Source organism: Kitasatospora sp. NPDC058032 (genome assembly GCF_042885845.1).
Classification (GTDB): Bacteria; Actinomycetota; Actinomycetes; order Streptomycetales; family Streptomycetaceae; genus Kitasatospora.
Genome location: NZ_JBHVRK010000019.1, coordinates 1 through 18,084 on the forward strand (window position 1 = coordinate 1; position 18,084 = coordinate 18,084).

The window sequence follows — 18,084 nt, forward strand, 5'->3', positions numbered from 1 at the left end:
CCTCGGTGGTCGCCGCCAAGCGGGCCGAGCCCGGCGACGACCTCACCACCGCCCTGATCGCCGCCCGCGAGGACGACGACCGGCTCAGCGAGAGCGAGCTGGTCGGCACCCTGCTGCTGATGCTGGTGGCCGGCCACGAGACCACGCTCAACCTGATCACCAACGCCGTCCGCGCCCTGCTCGCCCACCCCGAGCAGCTGCGGCTGGTGCTGGACGGCACGGTGCCGTGGTCGGCGGCCGTCGAGGAGACGCTGCGGTACGACTCGCCGGTCGGGCAGTTCCCGCTCCGCTACGCGACCAAGGACATCCCGGTCGGCGACACGGTGATCCGGCGGGGCGAGGCGCTGCTCGCCTCCTACGCGGCCGCCGGGCGCGACGACGCCCACTTCCCGGACGCGGACCGCTTCGACCTCACCCGGCAGCCGAACCGGCACCTGTCCTTCGGGCACGGCCCGCACTTCTGCCTCGGCTCCGGGCTCGCCCGGCTGGAGGCCGAGACGGCGCTGCGGCTGCTGTTCGAGCGCTTCCCCGCGCTGGCGCTCGCGGACGGGCCGACGCCGGAGCCGATCGGCTCGTTCGTCAGCAACAGCGTGCGGACGCTGCGGGTGACCGTCTGAGCCCCGTCGCCGCCGAGTGACCGAGGGCGGCCCGGGTCGTTGGGGGGTTCATGAAGAAACTCGCCACCCTGGCCGCCCTCACCCTGGCCGGTCTCGCCGCCGCCGCGCCCGCCGCGTCCGCCGCCACCTCCACCGCGTCCTCCCCCGACGCGCTCGGTGGCCTGTCCAACGGGCTCACCCTGTCCCCCGCCGACCTCGTCATCCACAAGGCGAAGGATCTGCCGCTGGTCGGCAAGGCCGCCACCGAGATCGAGGCCATCGGCACCGGTCAGATGACCCACCCGGGCCTCAGCGGCCAGATCGGGCAGGGCTTGTGACCGGCGTGCGGCGGCCCGCGGCGCTCGTGCTGGGCGCGCTGGCGCTGGCCGTCGCGCCGGCGCCCGCGTTCGCCTCCGCGCCCGCGGACGCGCCAGTACCCGCGCCGGTACCCGCGCCCGCCCGGGACTTCGGCGCCGCCGCGACCTGCCTCCAGGAGGTGGCGGTCGTCCCGGCGCTCGGCAGCCACGCCGCCGGCCCCACCCGCTGCTCCGGCGGCACCGCGCTCGACCACGTCGCGGGAACGGTGGGCTCGCTCACCCGGTGACGTAGAGCCTCTGCAGCTCCCCGTAGTCCAGCCCGCCGTCGAGCGCGGTGTACGTCCCGCCCGTGTACACCTCCTCGGCGGCGCGGCGCACCGCCGCGTACGCCGCCTTCGCCAGGCCCGGCCCCAGGCTGACCCGGGCCACGCCCAGCGCCGCCAGCTCCGGCACCGACGGCGAGCCCGGTCCCGCCAGCACGTTCAGCGGCGCCGGCACGGCCTCGACCAGCGCGGCGATCACCGCCGGGTCGGCCACCCCCGGCACGAACACGCCGTCCGCGCCCGCCTCGACGTAGGCCCGCAGCCGGGCCACCGCCTCGTCCAGGCGCCCCTCCGGCGCGCCGAGCCGCCGCAGGAAGACATCGGTGCGGCCGTTGACGAACAGCGGCACACCGGCCGCGTCCGCCGCCGCCCGGGCGGCGGCGATCCGCTCGGCCGCCTCGGCCGCGGGCCGGTCGCCGTCCTCCAGGTTGACGCCCACCGCGCCGGTGGCGAGCAGTTCGGCGACCGTCCCGCCGACGCCGGCGGCGGTGTCGGCGAACCCGCTCTCCAGATCCGCGGTGACCGGCAGCGCCCCGGCCGCGCGGACCACCAGCGCGGTCTGCGCCAGCACCGCGTCCCGGTCGGCGGCGTCGCCGTCGGCGCTGCCGAGCGCCCAGCTGACGCTCGCGCTGGCGGTGGCGAGGGCCGGCGCCCCGGTGGCCGCGACCAGGCGGGCGCCCAGCGCGTCCCACACGTTCGCGAGCACCAGCGGTGCGCCGGGGCGGTGGAGTTCGTGCAGGCGGCGGGCCTTGTCGCGCTGTTCGGCGCTCATCGCCGCGGCCCCTACTTCGCGGCCGGGCTGAGCCGGGAGGTCACGCCGATCCGGTTCCAGGCGTTGATGGTGGTGATCACCGCGATCAGCTGGGCCAGCTCGGCCTGCTCGAAGTGGGCGGCGGCCTCGGCGTAGACGGCGTCCGGCACGTGCCCCTGGGTGAGCAGGGTGACCGACTCGGTCAGCGCGAGGGCCGCGCGCTCCCTGGCGGTGAACCAGGAGGTCTCGCGCCAGGCGGGGAGGGAGAGCAGGCGGTGCTGCTGCTCGCCGTTCTTGAGCGCGTCGGTGGAGTGCATGTCGATGCAGAACGCACAGCCGTTGATCATCGAGGCGTGCACCTTGACCAGCTCGGCGAGCACCGGGTCCAGGCCCTGCCGAGCGGCGCGCTCCAAGGCGATCATCGCCTTGTAGTAGTCGGGCGCCAGGTCGGGAAGGGAGATCCGCTGCGCCGGGGCTGACACGGTGGCTTCGGTGCTGTCGTTCGTCGTCGTCATGTCCCCCAGCCTAGGAACCCGGCGGCCCACTGTCCCGGTACGTTCGGCCACCGGAATCATGGGCCACTTCGCACACCGCGGCCGGGACGTGGGCAGGGAGTGTGGCACGACCGGACGGTCGGGCGGAAGAGCGCGACCACTCCCGGTCGGCGAACGGGCGTGCGAGGATCGCGGGGAGGGTGGTGCGGACGAGGTCAGGGGGACGGAACGTGTGCACGGCGTTCGTGAGCATCGAGCCGACGGCGGCGGTGCCGGTGCTGCTGCTGTCGGTGCGGGACGAGTACGCCGGACGGCGGTGGGCACCGCCCGGGCGGCACTGGCCCGCGCAGCCGTCGGCCGTCGGCGGACTGGACCTGGTCGCGGGCGGAACCTGGCTCGCGGTGGAGCCGGGCGGTCCGGGGCCTGTCGCCGCGTGCCTGCTGAACGGTTTCGGCACCCTGGCACCGGCCCAGGCGCGGCTGTCGCGCGGTGAACTGCCGCTGCTCGCCGTCCGGGGCGGCCGGGTCGGCGACCTGGACCTCGACCGCTACGACCCGTTCCACCTGGTGGTCGTCCGACCCACCGGCGCCCAGGTGCTGAGCTGGGGCGGGAGCGGCAGCCGGCTCGCCGAGGTGGAGCTGCCGACCGGCCTGAGCGTCGTCCTCAACGACGGGCCGGAGGGACTGGCCGAGAACCGCACCGCCTCCGAGCGGATCCGCACCCTGATGGCCGCCCGCGCCGCCCGTTTCCGGGCCCGCTTCGCCACCGAACCCCGGCCGCAGCCGCACCCCGGCGCCGCGACCGCCGAGCAGGCGTGGGGCCGCTGGCTGCCGATCGCCACCGGCGACGGGCTGGCGCTCGACGACCCCGCCGCGCTGGTCCAGCGGCGCGAGTTCGGGGACGGCCGGATCTGGGGCTCGTCCTCGATCTCGCTGCTGGCCCTCGGCGCCGGGACCGTCCGCTACGACTTCGCCGCCCTCCCCGTGGAGCCGGACGGCGCCGACGAGGGCTGGCGGCGGGTGGAACTGTAGGCGCGGCCGGACAAATTCGTTTGCCGACTGACGATCCGTCGGATAGGAAGTCGGCATGCTTCGAGGCGACAAGATCGGGCTGCGGGCCCGGCACCAGGAAGACATCCCGATCCTGCTGGCCGAACTCTACGACGACGTGGTCAACTCCGCGCGGGCCGAAGGCCGGCCGTGGCGGCCGATCACGCCCGGCTCCAACGACCCGCGACTCGTGGTGGACGACACGCAGCAGGCGCACGTCCCCTTCTCCGTGGTGGAACTGGCGGGCGGCACGCTGGTCGGCACGGCGACGCTGTGGGGCATCGACACCCACCACCGGACCGCCCACATCGGGCTCGGGCTGCTGCCCTCCACCCGCGGCAAGGGCTACGGGACCGACGTGGTCGCGACGCTGTGCCACTACGGCTTCGTGGTGCGCGGCCTGCAGCGGCTGCAGATCGAGACGCTGGCCGACAACACCGCGATGCTGCGCGCCGCCGAGCGCAACGGCTTCGTCCGCGAGGGCGTGCTGCGCTCCTCGGCCTGGGTGATGGGCGAGTTCCTGGACGAGGTGCTGCTCGGGCTCCTCGCCGAGGAGTGGAAGGCCTGAGGGCCCGCCGGCTCAGTCGTGCAGCGTGACGCCGGGCAGTGGACCGCCGGCGGCGTCGAACAGCGGGGCCCCGCACTCGCACTGTTCGCCGGCCAGGGTCTCGGTCGGCGGCAGCTCCCAGACCAGCATCTGCGAGCAGCTCGGGCAGTTCAGGCTGACCAGGGTCCCCTCGGGTTCCGAGCCCCAGGCCCGCACCGGAAGGTCCTCGTGCGTCAGCCCGGCCAGCTCGCGCCCACCGGTCAGCGCGACCAGCAGCTCGTAGGTGTCGGTGCCGTCCTCCCACACCGCGAGCGTGCACCCGAGGTCCGCCAGCACCCCGGAGAGGTGGTCGAGCTGGCGGACCGGGAAGTCGCCACGGTTCAGCGTCGGACCGGCCTCGGCCGCGCGGTAGAGGTCGCCGGTGTCGACGCCCGCCGGATCCACCCCGAAGGCCCGCACCCGCCCGGCCACGAACGCCGCCAGCTCGCCCGGGGTCTCCTCGCCGGACCAGTCCATGCCGAACATCACGCCGTCGACCCGGACCCCTCGGGCGCGCTCGTCAGGGGTCAGGACCAGTTCTTCCAGCTCCGTCATGATGATCACGCTATCCCCGCCGTGACGGCGCAGGAAGCCGGCGGGCCCGAAACCCTTTGCCGGGAGCACCGTTCGTCGTCACCCTGGGGGGATGCTGGGATTCGTCAGAACGGACAACGAAGCCCTCGTCTCGTGCTTGGGCGATGCACAACGCACTGTGGCGGCGTACCGGGAACTGCTGCGCCGCGGTGACCAAGCGCTCGACGCGATCCGCGGCGGGCTCTCCCACGAGGACGCCGCGGTCCGCGAAGGGTGCTGCCGGCTCCTCGACCACCTGGTCGACGTCGACTCCATGGACCAACTGATCACCATGGCCGACGATCCCGACGCCCGCGTCCGGATCGCCGCGTTCCATGCGCTGGCCTGTGACCGCTGCAAGGGCGACACCTGTGCGCCGGGCGCGGACCGGGTTCTCGCGCCCGGGATCCGGCATCTGGCCGCCGATCCCGATCCGCACGTCCGGGCCAGGGCCGTCGAGCTCGTCGGCAAGTTCGTTCACACCAGCGCGGACGCCCTGGCGGCCCTGCGCTCGGCGCAGGCCCACGACCCCAGCCCGACCGTCCGGAAGGTGGCCGGCTGGTACGTCCCCGGCGGGAGCATCCACCGGCGCACCCGCCCGAAGGCGTAGCGCCTCGCCGGCCACGGTGGCGCGGGGGCCCCGGACTGCCCGGGGCCCCCGACCTCCGTCCTACTTCCGCCAGAACAGGTGGTGCGTCACCCCGCTCGGGCTGGGCACGACGTCCAGGTGGAAGCGGTCGCGCAGCTCGTCCGGGGACTCCCAGAGCTTCAGCCCGGTCCCGAGCTTCACCGGCGAGACCGCCACGTGCAGGGTGTCGACCAGGTCGGCGTCCAGGAACTGCCTGATCGTGGTCACCCCGCCCCCCAGGCGGACGTCCTTGCCCCGGGCCGCCTCCTTCGCCTGCCCCAGGATCGCGGCCGGGTCGCCCTCGACGAAGTGGAACGTGGTGTCGGAGAGGGTGATCGAGGGCCGCGGGTGGTGGGTCAGGACGAACACCGGGGTGCGGAACGGCGGCTCGTCCCCCCACCAGCCCTGCCACTCCAGGTTCTCCCAGGGGCCGCGCTGGGGGCCGAACTTGTTGCGGCCCATGATCTCGGCACCAATGTTGCGGGCGTAGTCGCGGGTCAGGTAGTCGTCCAGCCCCCGGCTGCCGCCCGGGTCGGTGCGCATCGGCCAGCTCGCCGTGGCGCCGGCCCAGGAGAACAGCTCCTCCGGCCGGACGTGGCCGAACGGCCGCTCCAGGGTCTGGTCCTCGCCGGCGCCGATGCCGTCGGCCGAGACGTTGAAGTTCTGGACCCGCAGAAGTTGACTCATGTGTTCCTCCGATCCGCGCCGGCCTGCAGCCGGCGGGCGTTCTCGGTCAGGTGGCGGCGTTCCGGGGCGCTGGTGGCACGGCGGGCGGCTTCGCGGTAGACGTCCGCCGCCGTCGGGTCGCCGAGGAGTTCCAGGAGGTGCGCCCGGGTGGCGAACAGGCGGTGGTGGCGGGCGAACCGCTTGTCCGCCTCCAGCGGGGCGAGGGCGGCCAGCCCGGCCTCCGGTCCCCCGACCATCGCCAGCGCTACCACCCGGTTGAGGGCGATGAAGGGGTTCTCGCCGAACCGGGCCAGCAGCAGGTCGTAGAGCACCAGGATCTGCGGCCAGTCCGTCGACCCGGCGTCCGGCGCCTCGTCGTGGACGGCCGCGATCGCCGCCTGGAGCTGGTACGGACCCACCCGGCCGCGCGGGAGGGTGCGGCTGACCAGCGCCACCCCCTCCTCGATCAGCGCGGGGTCCCACAGCGAACGGTCCTGCTCCGCCAGCGTCACCAGCTCCCCGCCCGGCCCCGTGCGCGCCGGACGGCGGGCGTCCGTGAGCAGCATCAGGGCGAGCAGGCCCGCCGTCTCGGCGTCGTCCGGGACCAACCGGAGCAGCAGACGGGTCAGGCGGATCGCCTCGGCGGAGAGTTCCGGCGCGGTGAGGTCGTCGCCGCTGCTCGCCGTGTAGCCCTCGTTGAAGATCAGGTAGAGCACCTGGCGGACCTCGGCGAGCCGTTCCGAGAGCTGCCCGGCGGGCAGCCCGGCGGTCCGGACGGTCTGCTTCGCCCGGCTGATCCGCTGCGCCATCGTCGCCTCCGGCACCAGGAACGCCGCCGCGATCTGCGTCGTGCCGAGGCCGCCGACGACCCGCAGGGTGAGCGCGATCCGGCTGGGTGCGGACAGGTCCGGGTGGCAGCAGAGGAAGAGCAGGTGCAGCGAGTCGTCCCGGTCGGCGGCGGGCGCCGCGTCCGGCGGGGGGCTGAGCAGCGCGGACTGCGGTGTGGCGAGGAGCAGCGCGTCCTCGCGGCGCCGGCGGGCCGCCTCGCTGCGCACGGCGTCGGTCAGCCGCCGTCCGGCGACCGTCACCAGCCAGCCCCGCGGGTTCTCCGGCATCCCCTCGACCGGCCACTGGGTGGCGGCCGCCAGCAGCGCCTCCTGGACGGCGTCCTCGCAGGCGTCGAACTGTCCCCGCCCGTGGCGGCGCACCAGCGCCCCGAGGGCCTGGGGCGCGAGATCGCGCAACAGGCCCTCCAGGCCCCCCGGGGCGGGCGGTCGGCCGCCGTTCACACGTCCGCCGAGGGGGCCGGGGACTCGTGCAGGATCGGCCACAGCTCGACCGGCTCGACGTCCGCGAACGGCATGTCGGCGGCGATCTGCTGGGCGCGCTCCAGGCTCTCGCAGTCCAGCAGGTAGAAGCTGGCGATGTACTCCTTGGTCTCCAGGTACGGCCCGTCGGTGACCGCCGGCAGACCGTCCGCGCGCCGCACCAGCTGGGCCGCGGCGGCGTCCGCCAGGCCGTAGGCGCCGAACAGCTCGCCGGTCTCCCGGTACTTGGTGTTGAACGCCTCCTGCTTGGCGATCGCGGCCGGCCACTCCTCGGCCGGGAACGCGTCCCACTTCGCCTGGTTGCCGTAGATCATGGCGACGTACTTCATCTCGGGTGTCCTCCCGTCCCGCGTGCCCCTCGCGGCACGCTCTCACCCCTCGGTCGGAGCGGACCGCCGGGGTCTCGACATCCATCGGCAAGATTTCCCGACATCTTTTCCCACCTCGGCGCCGGGCGCTCCGGAGACGGGCGGCGGGTGCGTCCGGGCTTCCGTGCGGGGCCGGAAATTCGGCATGCTCGGCGGACGACGTGCGAACGGGCGGGGGAGCCATGACACAGACGACCGTGCCGCCACCGACCGTCCGCCGGATCGCGGGCTTCGCCGCGCCCGTCGCGCTGAGCGAGGCGATCGCCCTCGGCGCGCAGTTCGCGGTGGCGGCGATGCTGGGCGCGGCCGGCGGGCACGCGCTCTACCTGCGGTCGCTCTACACGCCGGTCGCCTTCCTGCTGGTGGCGCTGAACGTCGGCCTCTCGACCGCACTCCAGGTGGTGGCCGCGCGCGCCACCGGGAGCGGGCGGCGCGCCGACCTGCCCGGCCACCTCGCCGCCGCGGCACGGCTCGGCGCGGGCTGCTACCTGGTGTGCGGCGTCGTCGTCCTGGCGGGCGCCGGGCCGCTGGGGGCGCTGCTCGACGTGCCCGCCGCCGACCGGACGCCGTTCCTCGCCCTGCTGGCCGCGATGGTGGCGGTGAACGCGGTCGGCGCGCTGGGCGAGCTGTGCGCGGCCGTGCTGCGGGGCTCCGGCGCGACCGGGCGGGGGATGCTGCTGACGCTCACCTCTGCGGGCCTGCTGCTGGCCGGGGTCGGCGGGCTGGGGCTCGGGGCGGGCTGGGGGCTGACCGCGCTGCCGGTCTCCGCCCTGGTGGCCGGGGTGGTGGAGCTGCTGCTCGGCGCGGTGCTGCTGCGGCGGGCGGGACTGCGGCGGGCGTCATGGCTGCGGGCGGCATCGCCGCGACGGGCCGCCGGGGGCCGGGAAGAGGGCAGCCGGGGCGAGGTGCGGGCGGCGGCGCTGTCCGTCGGGGTGCCGGTCGGTGCCTCGTTCCTGCTGCTCTGCGCCGTCAACCTGGCCATGCTGCGCGTGGTCTCCCCGTTCGGCCCGGGCGCGGTGGCCGGGTTCACGCTCGGCTCGACGCTGCAGAGCGCGGTGGTCGTCCCGGCCGTGGGGTTCGGCTCCGCGATCGCGATCCTGGTCAACCAGGCGGCCGCGGCCGGTGACCGGACCGCCGCCCGGCGGGCCGTGCGTTCCGGCGGCCTGCTGACCGCGGGCTGCTACCTCGGCGTGACGGCGGTGCTGTGGACGGCGGGCGCGCCGCTGGCCGCCCGGCTCTCCGACGACCCGGCCACCGCCGGGCAGGCCGTGCGCTTCCTCCAGCTGGCCGGGCCGTCGTTCGGCTGCACGGCGCTGGCGCTGACCGCGCTGACCCTGCTGGAGCAGACCGGACACGGCATCGTCGCGTTCGCGCTGAACCTCGTGTACTTCGGCGCCGTGATCGCCGTGGGCGGGCGGCTGAGCGCGGCCCGGCACTCCACCGACCCGCTGTACCTGACCATGACGGCCGGGGCCTGTCTGGGCGTCACGGTCTGCTGGACGGTGCTGTGGTGGCTGCTCCACCGGCGGCCGGACCGCCGGTGGAGCAGCCACCCGGAGTGAGGGCCCCGGGCGTCAGGCCGCCGACAGGCCGAGGCGCTCCAGGCGCTCCGGGTCGGTGAAGATGTTCAGCTCGACGATCCTGCCGCCGCGCACCGTGAACGCGGCGAGCGAGACCGGGCGGCCGTCGGCGAACGCGGCCACCGCCGGTTCGCCGTTGACCAGCACCGGGCGGGACTCCCCGGCGAACTGCGTGCCGAAGAGGCTCGCCCCGGCCGCCACCTCGTTCGCGCCGCGCCGGAAGGTGGCCGGGCGCAGGGCGCCGCCGTCGGAGCGGGCCACCACGTCCGGGTCGAGGACGGTGAGCAGCGCGTCGAAGTCCCCGCCGCGGGCGGCGGCCAGGAACGCCTCCACCACCTCGCGGCGCAGCGCCAGATCGGCGTCCGGCACGGGCGCGGCCCCCTGGACGCGGCGGCGGGCCCGGCTGGCGAGCTGGCGGGTGGAGGCGGAGGTGCGGCCGAGGATCGGGGCGATCTCGTCGAACGGCACCGAGAACAGGTCGTGCAGCACGAACGCCAGCCGCTCCGCCGGGGCCAGCGTCTCCAGCACGATCATCAGCGCGATGCCGACCGAGTCGGCGGTGAGGATCTCCTGCTCCGGGTCGACGGCCCGCGCCCCGCCGATGATCGGATCGGGCAGCCGGACCTCCCGGCCGTCCTGCTCCTGCAGCGGGTCCTCGCGCCGGGCGGCGCGGGAGCGCAGCAGGTCCAGGCAGACCCGGCCGGTCACGGTGGTCAGCCAGCCGCCCACGTTGACGACCCCGCCGACGTCCGTACGGCTCAGCTTGAACCACGTCTCCTGGACGGCGTCCTCGGCCTCGCTGAGCGAGCCGAGCATCCGGTAGGCGACCGCCCGGAGATGGGGCCGGTGCTGCTCGAAGCGCTCGGCCAGAAGGTCTTCCCCGTTCATCTGCCACACCCTCGCGTCGGGATCCGTCGGTTCACTGACGGACGTTAGCCGCTCCTCGTGACGCGAACACGCGCGCACCGGGCCGGGGGACGGGTGGCCTCAGGGCCGGCGTGGGCCGCGGGCCGACGCGGCCGGGCCGCCGGAGGGGCGCCCCGCGGCCGGGTCGCCGCCTTCGCTGCGGAACCGCCGAACTCCCGTCCTGGTACGCCGTGTTCGCCATCCCCCACCGCGGTCGCGCGTCGGGCGGGATGCATCGGACGATCCGGGGGCGGCGGGGGTTGCGGCGATAATCCCGCCATGAGCCGCCCCCGAACCACCCGCGCCGCCGCCCCCTGGACCGCGTTCGGCGGAGACCTGCACCTCGACCTCGGCGAACGGCGCGCCGCCGGGGCCGGACTGCGCGCGGCCCTGGAGGACGCGCTGCGCGAGGCCGTCCAGGACGGGCGGCTCGCACCCGGCACCCGGCTGCCGTCCTCCCGGGCGCTCGGCGAGGACCTCGGGATCGCCCGGAACACCGTCGTCGAGGCGTACGGGCAGCTGACCGCCGAAGGCTGGCTCAGCTCCCGGCAGGGCTCCGGGACGACGGTCGCCGAACGCCCCGCGCCCCGGCCCGCCGGCCGCACCGTCGAGGTGGCGGCGGGCCGCCGCCCCACCGGGCGGCACGACCTGCTCGCCGGGCGGCCGGACCTCTCGCTGTTCCCCCGCACCGCCTGGCTGGCCAGTGCCCGCCGGGCGCTGGCCGTCGCCCCGCACGAGGCCTTCGACTACGGCTCCCCGCTGGGGCGGATCGAGCTGCGCCGGGCGCTCGCCGACTACCTGGCCCGGGTGCGGGGCGTGCGCACCGATCCGGACCGGCTGCTGATCTGTGCCGGCTTCGGCCAGGGCCTCGGCCTGCTGGCCACCGCCCTGCGCGAACGCGGGGCCGGGCGGGTGGCCGTCGAGACGTACGGGCTGCCGCCGCAGCGGGACGTCCTGCGGGCGGCCGGGCTCGGCCTCGCGCCGCTGCCGCTGGACTGCGCCGGGGCGCGGACGGACCTGCTGGCCGGGCTGACCGGGGAACGGGTCGGGGCGGTGCTGCTCACCCCCGCGCACCAGTTCCCGACCGGCGCCGCCCTGGCCGCCGAGCGCCGCTCGGCCGCCGTCCGCTGGGCCCGCGAGCACGACGGGTACGTGATCGAGGACGACTACGACGGCGAGTTCCGCTACGACCGGCAGCCGCTCGGCGCGATGCAGGCGCTCGACCCGGACCGCGTGGTGTACGGCGGCACCGCCGCCAAGAGCCTCGCGCCCGGTCTGCGGCTGGCCTGGCTGGCACTGCCCGACGAACTGGTCGAACCGGTCGGCCGGCTCAAGGACCTGGCGGACACCATGAGCCCGGTGATCGACCAGCTCACCTTCGCCGAACTGATCACCTCGGGCCGCTACGACCGGCACGTGCGGCGCTGCCGGCTGCACTACCGGCGCCGCCGGGACCTCCTGGTCGCGGCGCTCGCCGAACGGGCCCCGCACGTCCGGGTCACCGGCATCGCCGCCGGGCTGCACGCCGTCCTGGAGCTGCCGCCCGGCTCCCGCCCGGAAGCGGAGCTGGTGAGCCGCGCCCGCGCCGCCGGCCTGGTCCTCACCGGCCTCGGCTGGTACCTCACCGAGCACGCCGCCGCGGACGCCCCGCCGGCCCTGGTCGTCGGCTACGCCACTCCGCCCGACCACGCCTTCCCCGCCGCCCTCGACGCCCTCTGCGCGGTGCTGCGCACGGCCTGAGGCACCCGCGTCGCAGCAGGCCGGAGGCCGCCGGGGTGGGCCTCGGCGGCCTGGGACGGAGGGGTTACTTGTTGCGGCTGCCCAGTTCGAACAGGAGCATGATGAAGCCGGCGAAGATGTGGATGCCGGCGGTGTAGATCACCAGGCGGTGGTAGACGCGGCGGTTGGCCCACTTGCCCGCGTCCATGGTCTTCGGCGCGTTCTCGTCCCTGGTGTCCGGGGCGGGCAGGGCGGTCGCGGCGGGGGTTGCGGCGGTCTCGGCCATCGGGATCATCCTCCGGGTTTCCTGACGTCGGGTCAGTGGTGCGGGGCGGCGGGGCCGCCACCGAGGCAGAGTTCGCCGCCGGGGCTCTGCAGCAGGGTGTGCATGAAGAGCAGTTCGACTCCGGACGAGGAGTCGGCGGCGATGCAGTGCGGGGTGAGCGAGTCGAAGTGGGCGGAGTCGCCCTCCTCGAGCAGGTGGACGCGTTCGCCGAGGGTCAGCTTCAGCCGGCCCTGGAGGACGTACAGCCACTCCTCGCCGGGGTGGACGCGGACCACGGCGTCCTGCACGCCCGGGGGGACGTGCACGCGCAGCGCCTGCATGGCCCGGCCGGGGGCGCCGGTGCGGCGGTAGCCCCAGCCGCCGGCGCGACCGGGTTCGATCGCGCCGCCGCGCACCACCGGGTCCGGCTCGGTGTAGGTCTCGCCGAGCAGGCCGGAGACGGAGGTGCCGTAGGCGCGGGCGAGGCCGAGCAGGACGGGCAGTGAGGGCTGCCGGCGTCCGGTCTCCAGTCGGGACAAGTAGGCTGGGGACAGACCGATCCGGGCGGCGGCGACCTCCAGGGTGAGGCGGCTGCCGAGCCGGTGGTCGCGCAGCCGCGCGGCGAGGCCGGCCACCTCCTGCAGCTCGTGCTCCTCGACGGGGGCGACGGGAGCGGCGGGGGCGGTGGAAGCCTCGGGCTGGGGACCGGCTGGGCTGGTGGTCATGTGTCCAGTGGACACCTCGCGTGCCGCCTGGGCAATTTTCTTGCCTCTCAGGCAAAGCCGCGTGTGAGCCCGCTACGGGCGGGGAATGTTCCTGAGGTTGGACCGGGCCAGGTCGATCATCCGGCCGACGCCGCCGGAGAGCACCGTCCGCCCGGCGGCCAGCGCGAAGCCCTTCACCTGGGCGGCCGTGATGTGCGGCGGGATGGACAGCGCGTTGGCGTCGGTGACCACGTCCACCAGCGCCGGACCGGGCCGTTCCAGCGCCTCCGCCAGCACCTCCCGCACCCGGGCCGGCTCGGTGACCCGCTTGGCCGGGATGCCCATCGCCCGGGCGATCCCGGCGTAGTCGACGTCGCCGTTGTCGATCTCCGACTCCGGGTAGCCGGAGACCAGCATCTCCAGCTTGATCATGCCGAGCGCGCCGTTGTTGAAGACCACCGTCTTCACCGGCAGCCGGTGCTTGGCCACCGAGAGCAGCTCGCCGAGCAGCATCGACAGGCCGCCGTCGCCCGCCATCGCCACCACCTGGCGCCCGGGGAAGGCGAGCTGGGCGCCGATCGCGTGCGGCAGCGCGTTGGCCATCGAGCCGTGCAGGAAGGAGCCGATCACCCGGCGGCGGCCGTTGGGCTGCAGGTACCGGGCGGCCCAGACGTTGTTCATGCCGGTGTCGACGGTGAACACCGCGTCGTCGGCGGCCACCTCGTCCAGCACCGAGGCCACGTACTCGGGGTGGATCGGCAGGTGCTTCTCGATGTCCTTGGTGTACGCGCCGACCACGCCCTCCAGGGCGCGGCAGTGGCGGCGCAGCATGTCGTCCAGGAACGAGCGGTCGCGCTTCTGCTCCAGCAGCGGCAGCACGGCGCGCAGGGTGGCCGAGACGTCGCCGTGCACCGCGAGGTCGAGGGCGGTGCGGCGGCCGAGCCGGGTGGCGTCGTGGTCGACCTGGACGGTGCGGGCCTGGGGCAGGAAGGAGTCGTACGGGAAGTCGGTGCCGAGCAGCACGACGAGGTCGGCGGAGTGCAGCGCCTCGTGGCAGGCGCCGTAGCCGAGCAGTCCGCTCATCCCGACGTCGTACGGGTTGTCGTACTGGATCCACTCCTTGCCGCGCAGGGAGTGCCCGACCGGCGCGTGCAGGACGGCCGCGACCTCCAGCACCTCGGCGTGCGCGGAGCGGACGCCGGCGCCGCAGAACAGGGCGACCCGGTGCGCCCTGTTGAGCGCGCCCGCGAGCTCCTGCACCTGGGACCAGGGCGGGGCGGCGACGGCCTGCTCGGTGAGGTAGTGGCTGGTACCGGTCGGACGGGTGGCGGAGAGCGCGGCGACGTCGCCGGGGAAGGCCAGCACGGAGACGCCGCGGGCGCCCAGCGCGTGCTGGATCGCGACCCGCAGCAGGCGGGGCAGCTGGCCGGGGGTGGAGAGCATCTCGCACCAGCTGCTGCAGTCGGTGAACACCCGTTCGGGGTGGGTCTCCTGGAAGAAGCCGGTGCCGATCTGGCCGGAGGGGATGTGCGAGGCGAGGGCGAGCACCGGGACGCCGCTGCGCTGGGCGTCGTAGAGGCCCTGGATGAGGTGGGTGTTGCCGGGACCGCAGGAGCCGGCGCAGACCGCGAGGCGGCCGGTCAGCTCGGCCTCGGCGGCGGCCGCGAAGGCGCCGGCCTCCTCGTTGCGGACGTGCACCCAGCTGATGCCCTCCGCCCGGCGGATCGCGTCCACGACGGGGTTGAGGCTGTCGCCGACCACGCCGTAGACGCGTTCGACCCCGGCCTGCCGGAGCACCTCGACCATCTGCTCGGCGACACTCACCACGGGGATCTCCTGACGCCGGGGACGCGCGACACCAGCACCGTCCGTCGGCGCCGGACCCCCCGCACCCGGGGTGGGCCGGACGGGTGAGGGGGGCCGGGGCTCGCGGGGGCGGGGCGGTGGCGGTGCTACTCGGCGGCGAGGTGGTCGGGGCCGGAGGTGATCCGGCCGGTGGAGAGGCCCGCCTGGGCCTGGCGGCGGGCCGGTTCGCGGCCGGGGGGCTGGCTGCAGCGCTCCTGGGCGGGCGGGGTGGTGGTGGGCACCGAGACCGGGCGGCCCGCCTTCACCTGGACCGTCTCGCCGTCGTGCCGCAGGTGGATCACCTCGCCCCGGCGCAGCGTGTAGGTGGTCCGGTCGTGGTCGATCTCCACCCCCAGCAGCTGCCCGCGGACCAGCAGCGAGAAGCTGAGCCGCATCAGCCCGATGGGCAGCCGGGGCCGGAACCAGAGCACCTCGCCGTGGTCGCGCAGCCCGCCGAAGCCGGCCACCAGGGCGATGCAGGCCCCGGCGAGCGAGGCCATGTGCAGGCCGTCGCGGGTGTTGCCGCCGAGGTCGTGCAGGTCCATCAGGGCGGCCTCGGCGGTGTAGTCGTACGCGAGGTCGAGCTGCCCGACCTCGGCGGCGATCACCGCCTGGGTGCAGGCGGAGAGCGAGGAGTCGCGGACGGTCAGCCGTTCGTAGTAGGCGAAGTTGCGGGCCTTCTGCTCGTCGGTGAAGGCGTCGCCGCGGACCTGCATGGCGAGCACCAGGTCGGCCTGCTTGACCACCTGCTTGCGGTACAGGTCGAAGTACGGGTAGTGCAGCAGCAGCGGGAAGTTCTCCGGCGGGGTGTTCTCGAAGTCCCAGACCTGGTGGTCGGTGAAGCCGTCGGCCTGCGGGTGGACGCCGAGGTTCTCGTCGTACGGGATGAACATCGCGGCCGCGGCGTCCCGCCAGGCGGCGGTCTCCTCGGTGTTGACGCCGAGTTCGGCGGCCTTGCCCGGGTGCCGGGCGGCGGCCTCGGCGGCGGCGCGCAGGTTCGTCTGCGCCATGAGGTTGGTGTAGACGTTGTTGTCCGCGACGGCGCTGTACTCGTCCGGGCCGGTGACGCCCTCGATGCGGAACCGGCCGACGGAGTCGTGGTGGCCCAGCGAGCGCCACATCCGGGCGGTCTCGACGAGCAGTTCCAGCCCGTAGTCCCGCTCGAACTCGGTGTCCCCGGTGGCGCGGACGTAGCGGGCGGCGGCGGCCGCGATGTCCGCGCCGATGTGGAAGGCGGCGGTGCCGGCCGGCCAGTAGCCCGAGCACTCCTCGCCGCGGATCGTCCGCCACGGGAACACCGCGCCGGCCAGGCCGAGTTGGACGGCCCGGTCACGGGCCAGCGGGAGCGTGGTGTGCCGCCAGCGCAGCGCCTGGTTGACGGCGGCCGGCAGGCAGTAGGTGAGCACCGGCAGTACGAAGGCCTCGGTGTCCCAGAAGCTGTGGCCGTCGTAGCCGGGACCGGTCAGCCCCTTGGCGGGGATGGCGCGTTCCTCGCTGCGGGCACCGGCCTGGAGCACGTGGAAGACGGCGAACCGGACGGCCTGCTGGAGTTCGACGTCGCCCTCGATCTCGATGTCGCTGGTCTCCCAGAACTCGTCGAGGAATTCCCGCTGTTCGGAGACCAGACCGTCCCAGCCGGTGTACCGGGCGGCGGTCAGCGCGGCCTCGACCTGGTCCCGGACGGCCGGCAGCGAGCGGGTCGCCGACCAGCCGTAGGCCATGAACTTCACCAGCCGCAGCCGCTCGCCGGGGTTCAGCACGGTGGTGACGCTGATCCGGCAGTGGTCGGCCTCCGCCTCGGCGACGGTGTCCAGCCGCTCCGGGCCCTCGATCACGTGGTCCATGCCGGCCGCGACCCGGATGCCGCTGTAGCGGGTGCGGTGGACCAGCACCGCCTTGGTGCCGCCCGCGTGGTTGACCTCGGCGAGCAGCGGGGCCTCCAGCACGGCGGCGGCCCGCGGGTCGCCCTCGGGGCCGCCGGGCAGCTGCTCGTTGGCGACCAGCTCGCTCTGCAGCACGATCCGCACCGGGCCGTCCACCGCCTCGACGGTGTACTCGACGGCGGCGACGGCCCGTTGGGTGAGCGAGACCAGCCGGGTGGAGTCGACCTTGATGGTCCGCCCGGCCGGGGAGGTCCACTCGGCGGAGCGCCGCAGCAGGCCCTCGCGGAAGTCCAACCAGCGGCGGTGGCTGAGCAGTTCGCCGTAGCGCAGGTCGAAGGGCTCGTCGTCGACCAGCAATCGGATGATCTTGCCGTTGGTGACGTTGATGACGCTCTGGCTGGACTCCGGGTAGCCGTAGCCGCCCTCGCCGTAGGGCAGCGGGCGCAGTTCGAAGACGCCGTTGAGGTAGGTGCCGGGCAGGCCGTGGGGCTCGCCCTCGTCGAGGTTGGCGCGCAGGCCGATGTGGCCGTTGGAGAGCGCGAAGACGGATTCGGCGCGGGCCGGCGAGGTGAGGTCGAGGCCGTGTTCGACGACCTGCCAGGGGTCGACGGCGAAGGGCTGCTCCTGTCCGCTCATCACGACGACGCCTCCGGCTTCTCGGGCTGCTGCGGGTGGTCGGGGATCAGCTCGGCGAGGTCGCGGACGACCACGGTGGCTCCGTCGCGGCGCAGTTCGGCGGCCTGGCCGGTGCGGTCGACGCCGACCACCGCGCCGAAGCCGCCCGCCCGGCCGGAGGCGACCCCGGCCAGCGCGTCCTCGAACACGGCGGCGTGCGCGGGCTCGACGCCCAGTGCCCGGGCGGCGGCCAGGTAGGTGTCCGGCGCGGGCTTGCCCGGCAGGCCCTCGCGCTTGGCGACGACGCCGTCCACGATCACGTCGAAGAAGCCCTCGATGCCCGCCGCCCGCAGCACGTCCCGGCAGTTGGCGCTGGACGACACGACGGCGGTGGGCAGGCCGAGCGCGCGCAGCCGGCGCACGTAGGCGACCGAGCCGTCGTACGGGGCGACGCCCTGCTCGCGGATCATCCGCAGCACGGTGTCGTTCTTGGCCCGGCTCACACCGTGCACGGTGCGGGCGCCCGGCGGGTCGTCGTCGGTGCCCTCGGGCAGGTCGACGCCCCGGCTGTGCAGGAAGGAGCGGGTGCCGTCGAGTCTCGGCCGCCCGTCCACGTGGGCGTCGTAGTCGGTGACGGCGTCGAACGGGGTGAACGGCCCGCCGGTGCGGGCCGCTTCGGCCCGCAGGAAGGCGTCGAAGGTGTCCTTCCAGGCCGCGGCGTGCACCGTGGCGGTCTGGGTGAGCACCCCGTCGAGGTCGAAGAGGAAAGCGCGGATGTCGTCCGGTAGCCCCAGCATGGGTGCAGTCTCCCCCGTCCGCGCGCGCCGTGCCGCCCATTCCCGGCGGCGCGTCGCGGGAACGGGCGGCGGTTCGTTCGACACGGGCCGG

General features: G+C 74.9%; 20 protein-coding genes. 8 read left to right on the forward strand and 12 right to left on the reverse strand.

Annotated features, from left to right (window positions below; all coding sequences use genetic code 11):
- The 3 genes from ACFVUH_RS26605 to ACFVUH_RS26615 form a co-directional block, all read left to right on the forward strand.
- On the forward strand, positions 1 to 617 hold a 617-nt coding region (locus ACFVUH_RS26605; RefSeq protein WP_387915722.1), incomplete at its 5' end, for a cytochrome P450.
- Between the two features lie 50 nt (positions 618 to 667).
- Positions 668 to 934 carry a hypothetical protein gene (locus tag ACFVUH_RS26610; RefSeq protein ID WP_380686224.1) on the forward strand — a complete coding sequence of 89 codons (267 nt, stop codon included), beginning with the start codon at positions 668 to 670 and terminating at the stop codon, positions 932 to 934.
- Between the two features lie 5 nt (positions 935 to 939).
- The gene (locus tag ACFVUH_RS26615; protein ID WP_387915724.1) at positions 940 to 1,200 is read left to right on the forward strand and encodes a hypothetical protein; all 261 of its coding nucleotides are present in this window, start codon (positions 940 to 942) and stop codon (positions 1,198 to 1,200) included.
- On the opposite strand, the gene ACFVUH_RS26620 is transcribed toward ACFVUH_RS26615, so the two are convergent.
- Positions 1,190 to 2,008 carry an isocitrate lyase/phosphoenolpyruvate mutase family protein gene (locus ACFVUH_RS26620; RefSeq protein ID WP_387915726.1) on the reverse strand — a complete coding sequence of 273 codons (819 nt, stop codon included), beginning with the start codon at positions 2,006 to 2,008 and terminating at the stop codon, positions 1,190 to 1,192. The two genes, ACFVUH_RS26615 and ACFVUH_RS26620, sit on opposite strands and share 11 nt — an antisense overlap.
- 11 nt (positions 2,009 to 2,019) lie before the next feature.
- Positions 2,020 to 2,502 (reverse strand): carboxymuconolactone decarboxylase family protein, encoded by a 483-nt coding sequence (locus ACFVUH_RS26625; RefSeq protein ID WP_387915728.1) that lies wholly within the window; start codon positions 2,500 to 2,502, stop codon positions 2,020 to 2,022.
- 224 nt (positions 2,503 to 2,726) lie between these two features.
- Between ACFVUH_RS26625 and ACFVUH_RS26630 the strand changes: the two genes are divergently transcribed.
- Together ACFVUH_RS26630 and ACFVUH_RS26635 are read left to right on the forward strand one after the other, a co-directional pair.
- On the forward strand, positions 2,727 to 3,512 hold the full coding sequence (locus ACFVUH_RS26630; protein ID WP_387915730.1) for an NRDE family protein: 786 nt from the start codon (positions 2,727 to 2,729) through the stop codon (positions 3,510 to 3,512).
- Positions 3,513 to 3,567: 55 nt separating this feature from the next.
- A complete protein-coding gene (locus ACFVUH_RS26635) occupies positions 3,568 to 4,098 on the forward strand; it encodes a GNAT family N-acetyltransferase (protein ID WP_387915732.1) in 531 nt (176 codons plus the stop codon).
- Positions 4,099 to 4,110: 12 nt separating this feature from the next.
- Here ACFVUH_RS26635 and ACFVUH_RS26640 read toward each other — a convergent pair whose 3' ends face one another.
- A complete protein-coding gene (locus ACFVUH_RS26640; protein WP_387915734.1) occupies positions 4,111 to 4,671 on the reverse strand; it encodes a hypothetical protein in 561 nt (186 codons plus the stop codon).
- A gap of 157 nt (positions 4,672 to 4,828) precedes the next feature.
- On the opposite strand from ACFVUH_RS26640, the gene ACFVUH_RS26645 reads away from it, so the two are divergent.
- A complete protein-coding gene (locus ACFVUH_RS26645; protein ID WP_387915735.1) occupies positions 4,829 to 5,299 on the forward strand; it encodes a HEAT repeat domain-containing protein in 471 nt (156 codons plus the stop codon).
- A gap of 60 nt (positions 5,300 to 5,359) precedes the next feature.
- Here ACFVUH_RS26645 and ACFVUH_RS26650 read toward each other — a convergent pair whose 3' ends face one another.
- The 3 genes from ACFVUH_RS26650 to ACFVUH_RS26660 are packed head-to-tail and all read right to left on the reverse strand — an operon-like array spanning position 5,360 to position 7,640.
- Positions 5,360 to 6,004 (reverse strand): dihydrofolate reductase family protein, encoded by a 645-nt coding sequence (locus ACFVUH_RS26650; RefSeq protein WP_355366857.1) that lies wholly within the window; start codon positions 6,002 to 6,004, stop codon positions 5,360 to 5,362.
- Positions 6,001 to 7,227 (reverse strand): DUF6596 domain-containing protein, encoded by a 1,227-nt coding sequence (locus ACFVUH_RS26655; protein ID WP_355366860.1) that lies wholly within the window; start codon positions 7,225 to 7,227, stop codon positions 6,001 to 6,003. Before ACFVUH_RS26655 ends, ACFVUH_RS26650 begins: the two co-directional genes overlap by 4 nt.
- Before the next feature lie 41 nt (positions 7,228 to 7,268).
- Positions 7,269 to 7,640 carry a YciI family protein gene (locus tag ACFVUH_RS26660; RefSeq protein ID WP_355366863.1) on the reverse strand — a complete coding sequence of 124 codons (372 nt, stop codon included), beginning with the start codon at positions 7,638 to 7,640 and terminating at the stop codon, positions 7,269 to 7,271.
- Positions 7,641 to 7,861: 221 nt separating this feature from the next.
- Between ACFVUH_RS26660 and ACFVUH_RS26665 the strand changes: the two genes are divergently transcribed.
- Positions 7,862 to 9,241 carry an MATE family efflux transporter gene (locus ACFVUH_RS26665; RefSeq protein WP_387915738.1) on the forward strand — a complete coding sequence of 460 codons (1,380 nt, stop codon included), beginning with the start codon at positions 7,862 to 7,864 and terminating at the stop codon, positions 9,239 to 9,241.
- Positions 9,242 to 9,253: 12 nt separating this feature from the next.
- Here ACFVUH_RS26665 and ACFVUH_RS26670 read toward each other — a convergent pair whose 3' ends face one another.
- A complete protein-coding gene (locus ACFVUH_RS26670) occupies positions 9,254 to 10,147 on the reverse strand; it encodes a sigma-70 family RNA polymerase sigma factor (RefSeq protein ID WP_387915740.1) in 894 nt (297 codons plus the stop codon).
- 297 nt (positions 10,148 to 10,444) lie between these two features.
- Here ACFVUH_RS26670 and ACFVUH_RS26675 point away from each other — a divergent pair, with 297 nt between their 5' ends.
- Complete coding sequence (locus ACFVUH_RS26675) at positions 10,445 to 11,905, forward strand: PLP-dependent aminotransferase family protein (protein WP_387915742.1); 1,461 nt, start codon at positions 10,445 to 10,447, stop codon at positions 11,903 to 11,905.
- A 64-nt stretch (positions 11,906 to 11,969) separates the two neighbouring features.
- Here ACFVUH_RS26675 and ACFVUH_RS26680 read toward each other — a convergent pair whose 3' ends face one another.
- The 5 genes from ACFVUH_RS26680 to ACFVUH_RS26700 all read right to left on the reverse strand — a co-directional run bounded on the left by ACFVUH_RS26680 (position 11,970) and on the right by ACFVUH_RS26700 (position 17,993).
- Entirely contained in the window at positions 11,970 to 12,170 is a 201-nt protein-coding gene (locus ACFVUH_RS26680) for a DUF6126 family protein (protein ID WP_355366874.1), read from the reverse strand.
- A 32-nt stretch (positions 12,171 to 12,202) separates the two neighbouring features.
- Entirely contained in the window at positions 12,203 to 12,874 is a 672-nt protein-coding gene (locus ACFVUH_RS26685; protein WP_355366877.1) for an XRE family transcriptional regulator, read from the reverse strand.
- Positions 12,875 to 12,946: 72 nt separating this feature from the next.
- On the reverse strand, positions 12,947 to 14,659 hold the full coding sequence (locus ACFVUH_RS26690) for a pyruvate dehydrogenase (RefSeq protein WP_387915870.1): 1,713 nt from the start codon (positions 14,657 to 14,659) through the stop codon (positions 12,947 to 12,949).
- Positions 14,660 to 14,805: 146 nt separating this feature from the next.
- A complete protein-coding gene (locus tag ACFVUH_RS26695) occupies positions 14,806 to 17,217 on the reverse strand; it encodes a glycosyl hydrolase family 65 protein (protein ID WP_355366880.1) in 2,412 nt (803 codons plus the stop codon).
- Positions 17,217 to 17,993, reverse strand: coding sequence for a beta-phosphoglucomutase family hydrolase (locus tag ACFVUH_RS26700; protein WP_355366883.1), 777 nt, complete (start codon positions 17,991 to 17,993; stop codon positions 17,217 to 17,219). The genes ACFVUH_RS26695 and ACFVUH_RS26700 overlap by 1 nt, the downstream gene beginning before the upstream one ends.
- Between the last annotated feature and the right edge of the window lie 91 nt (positions 17,994 to 18,084).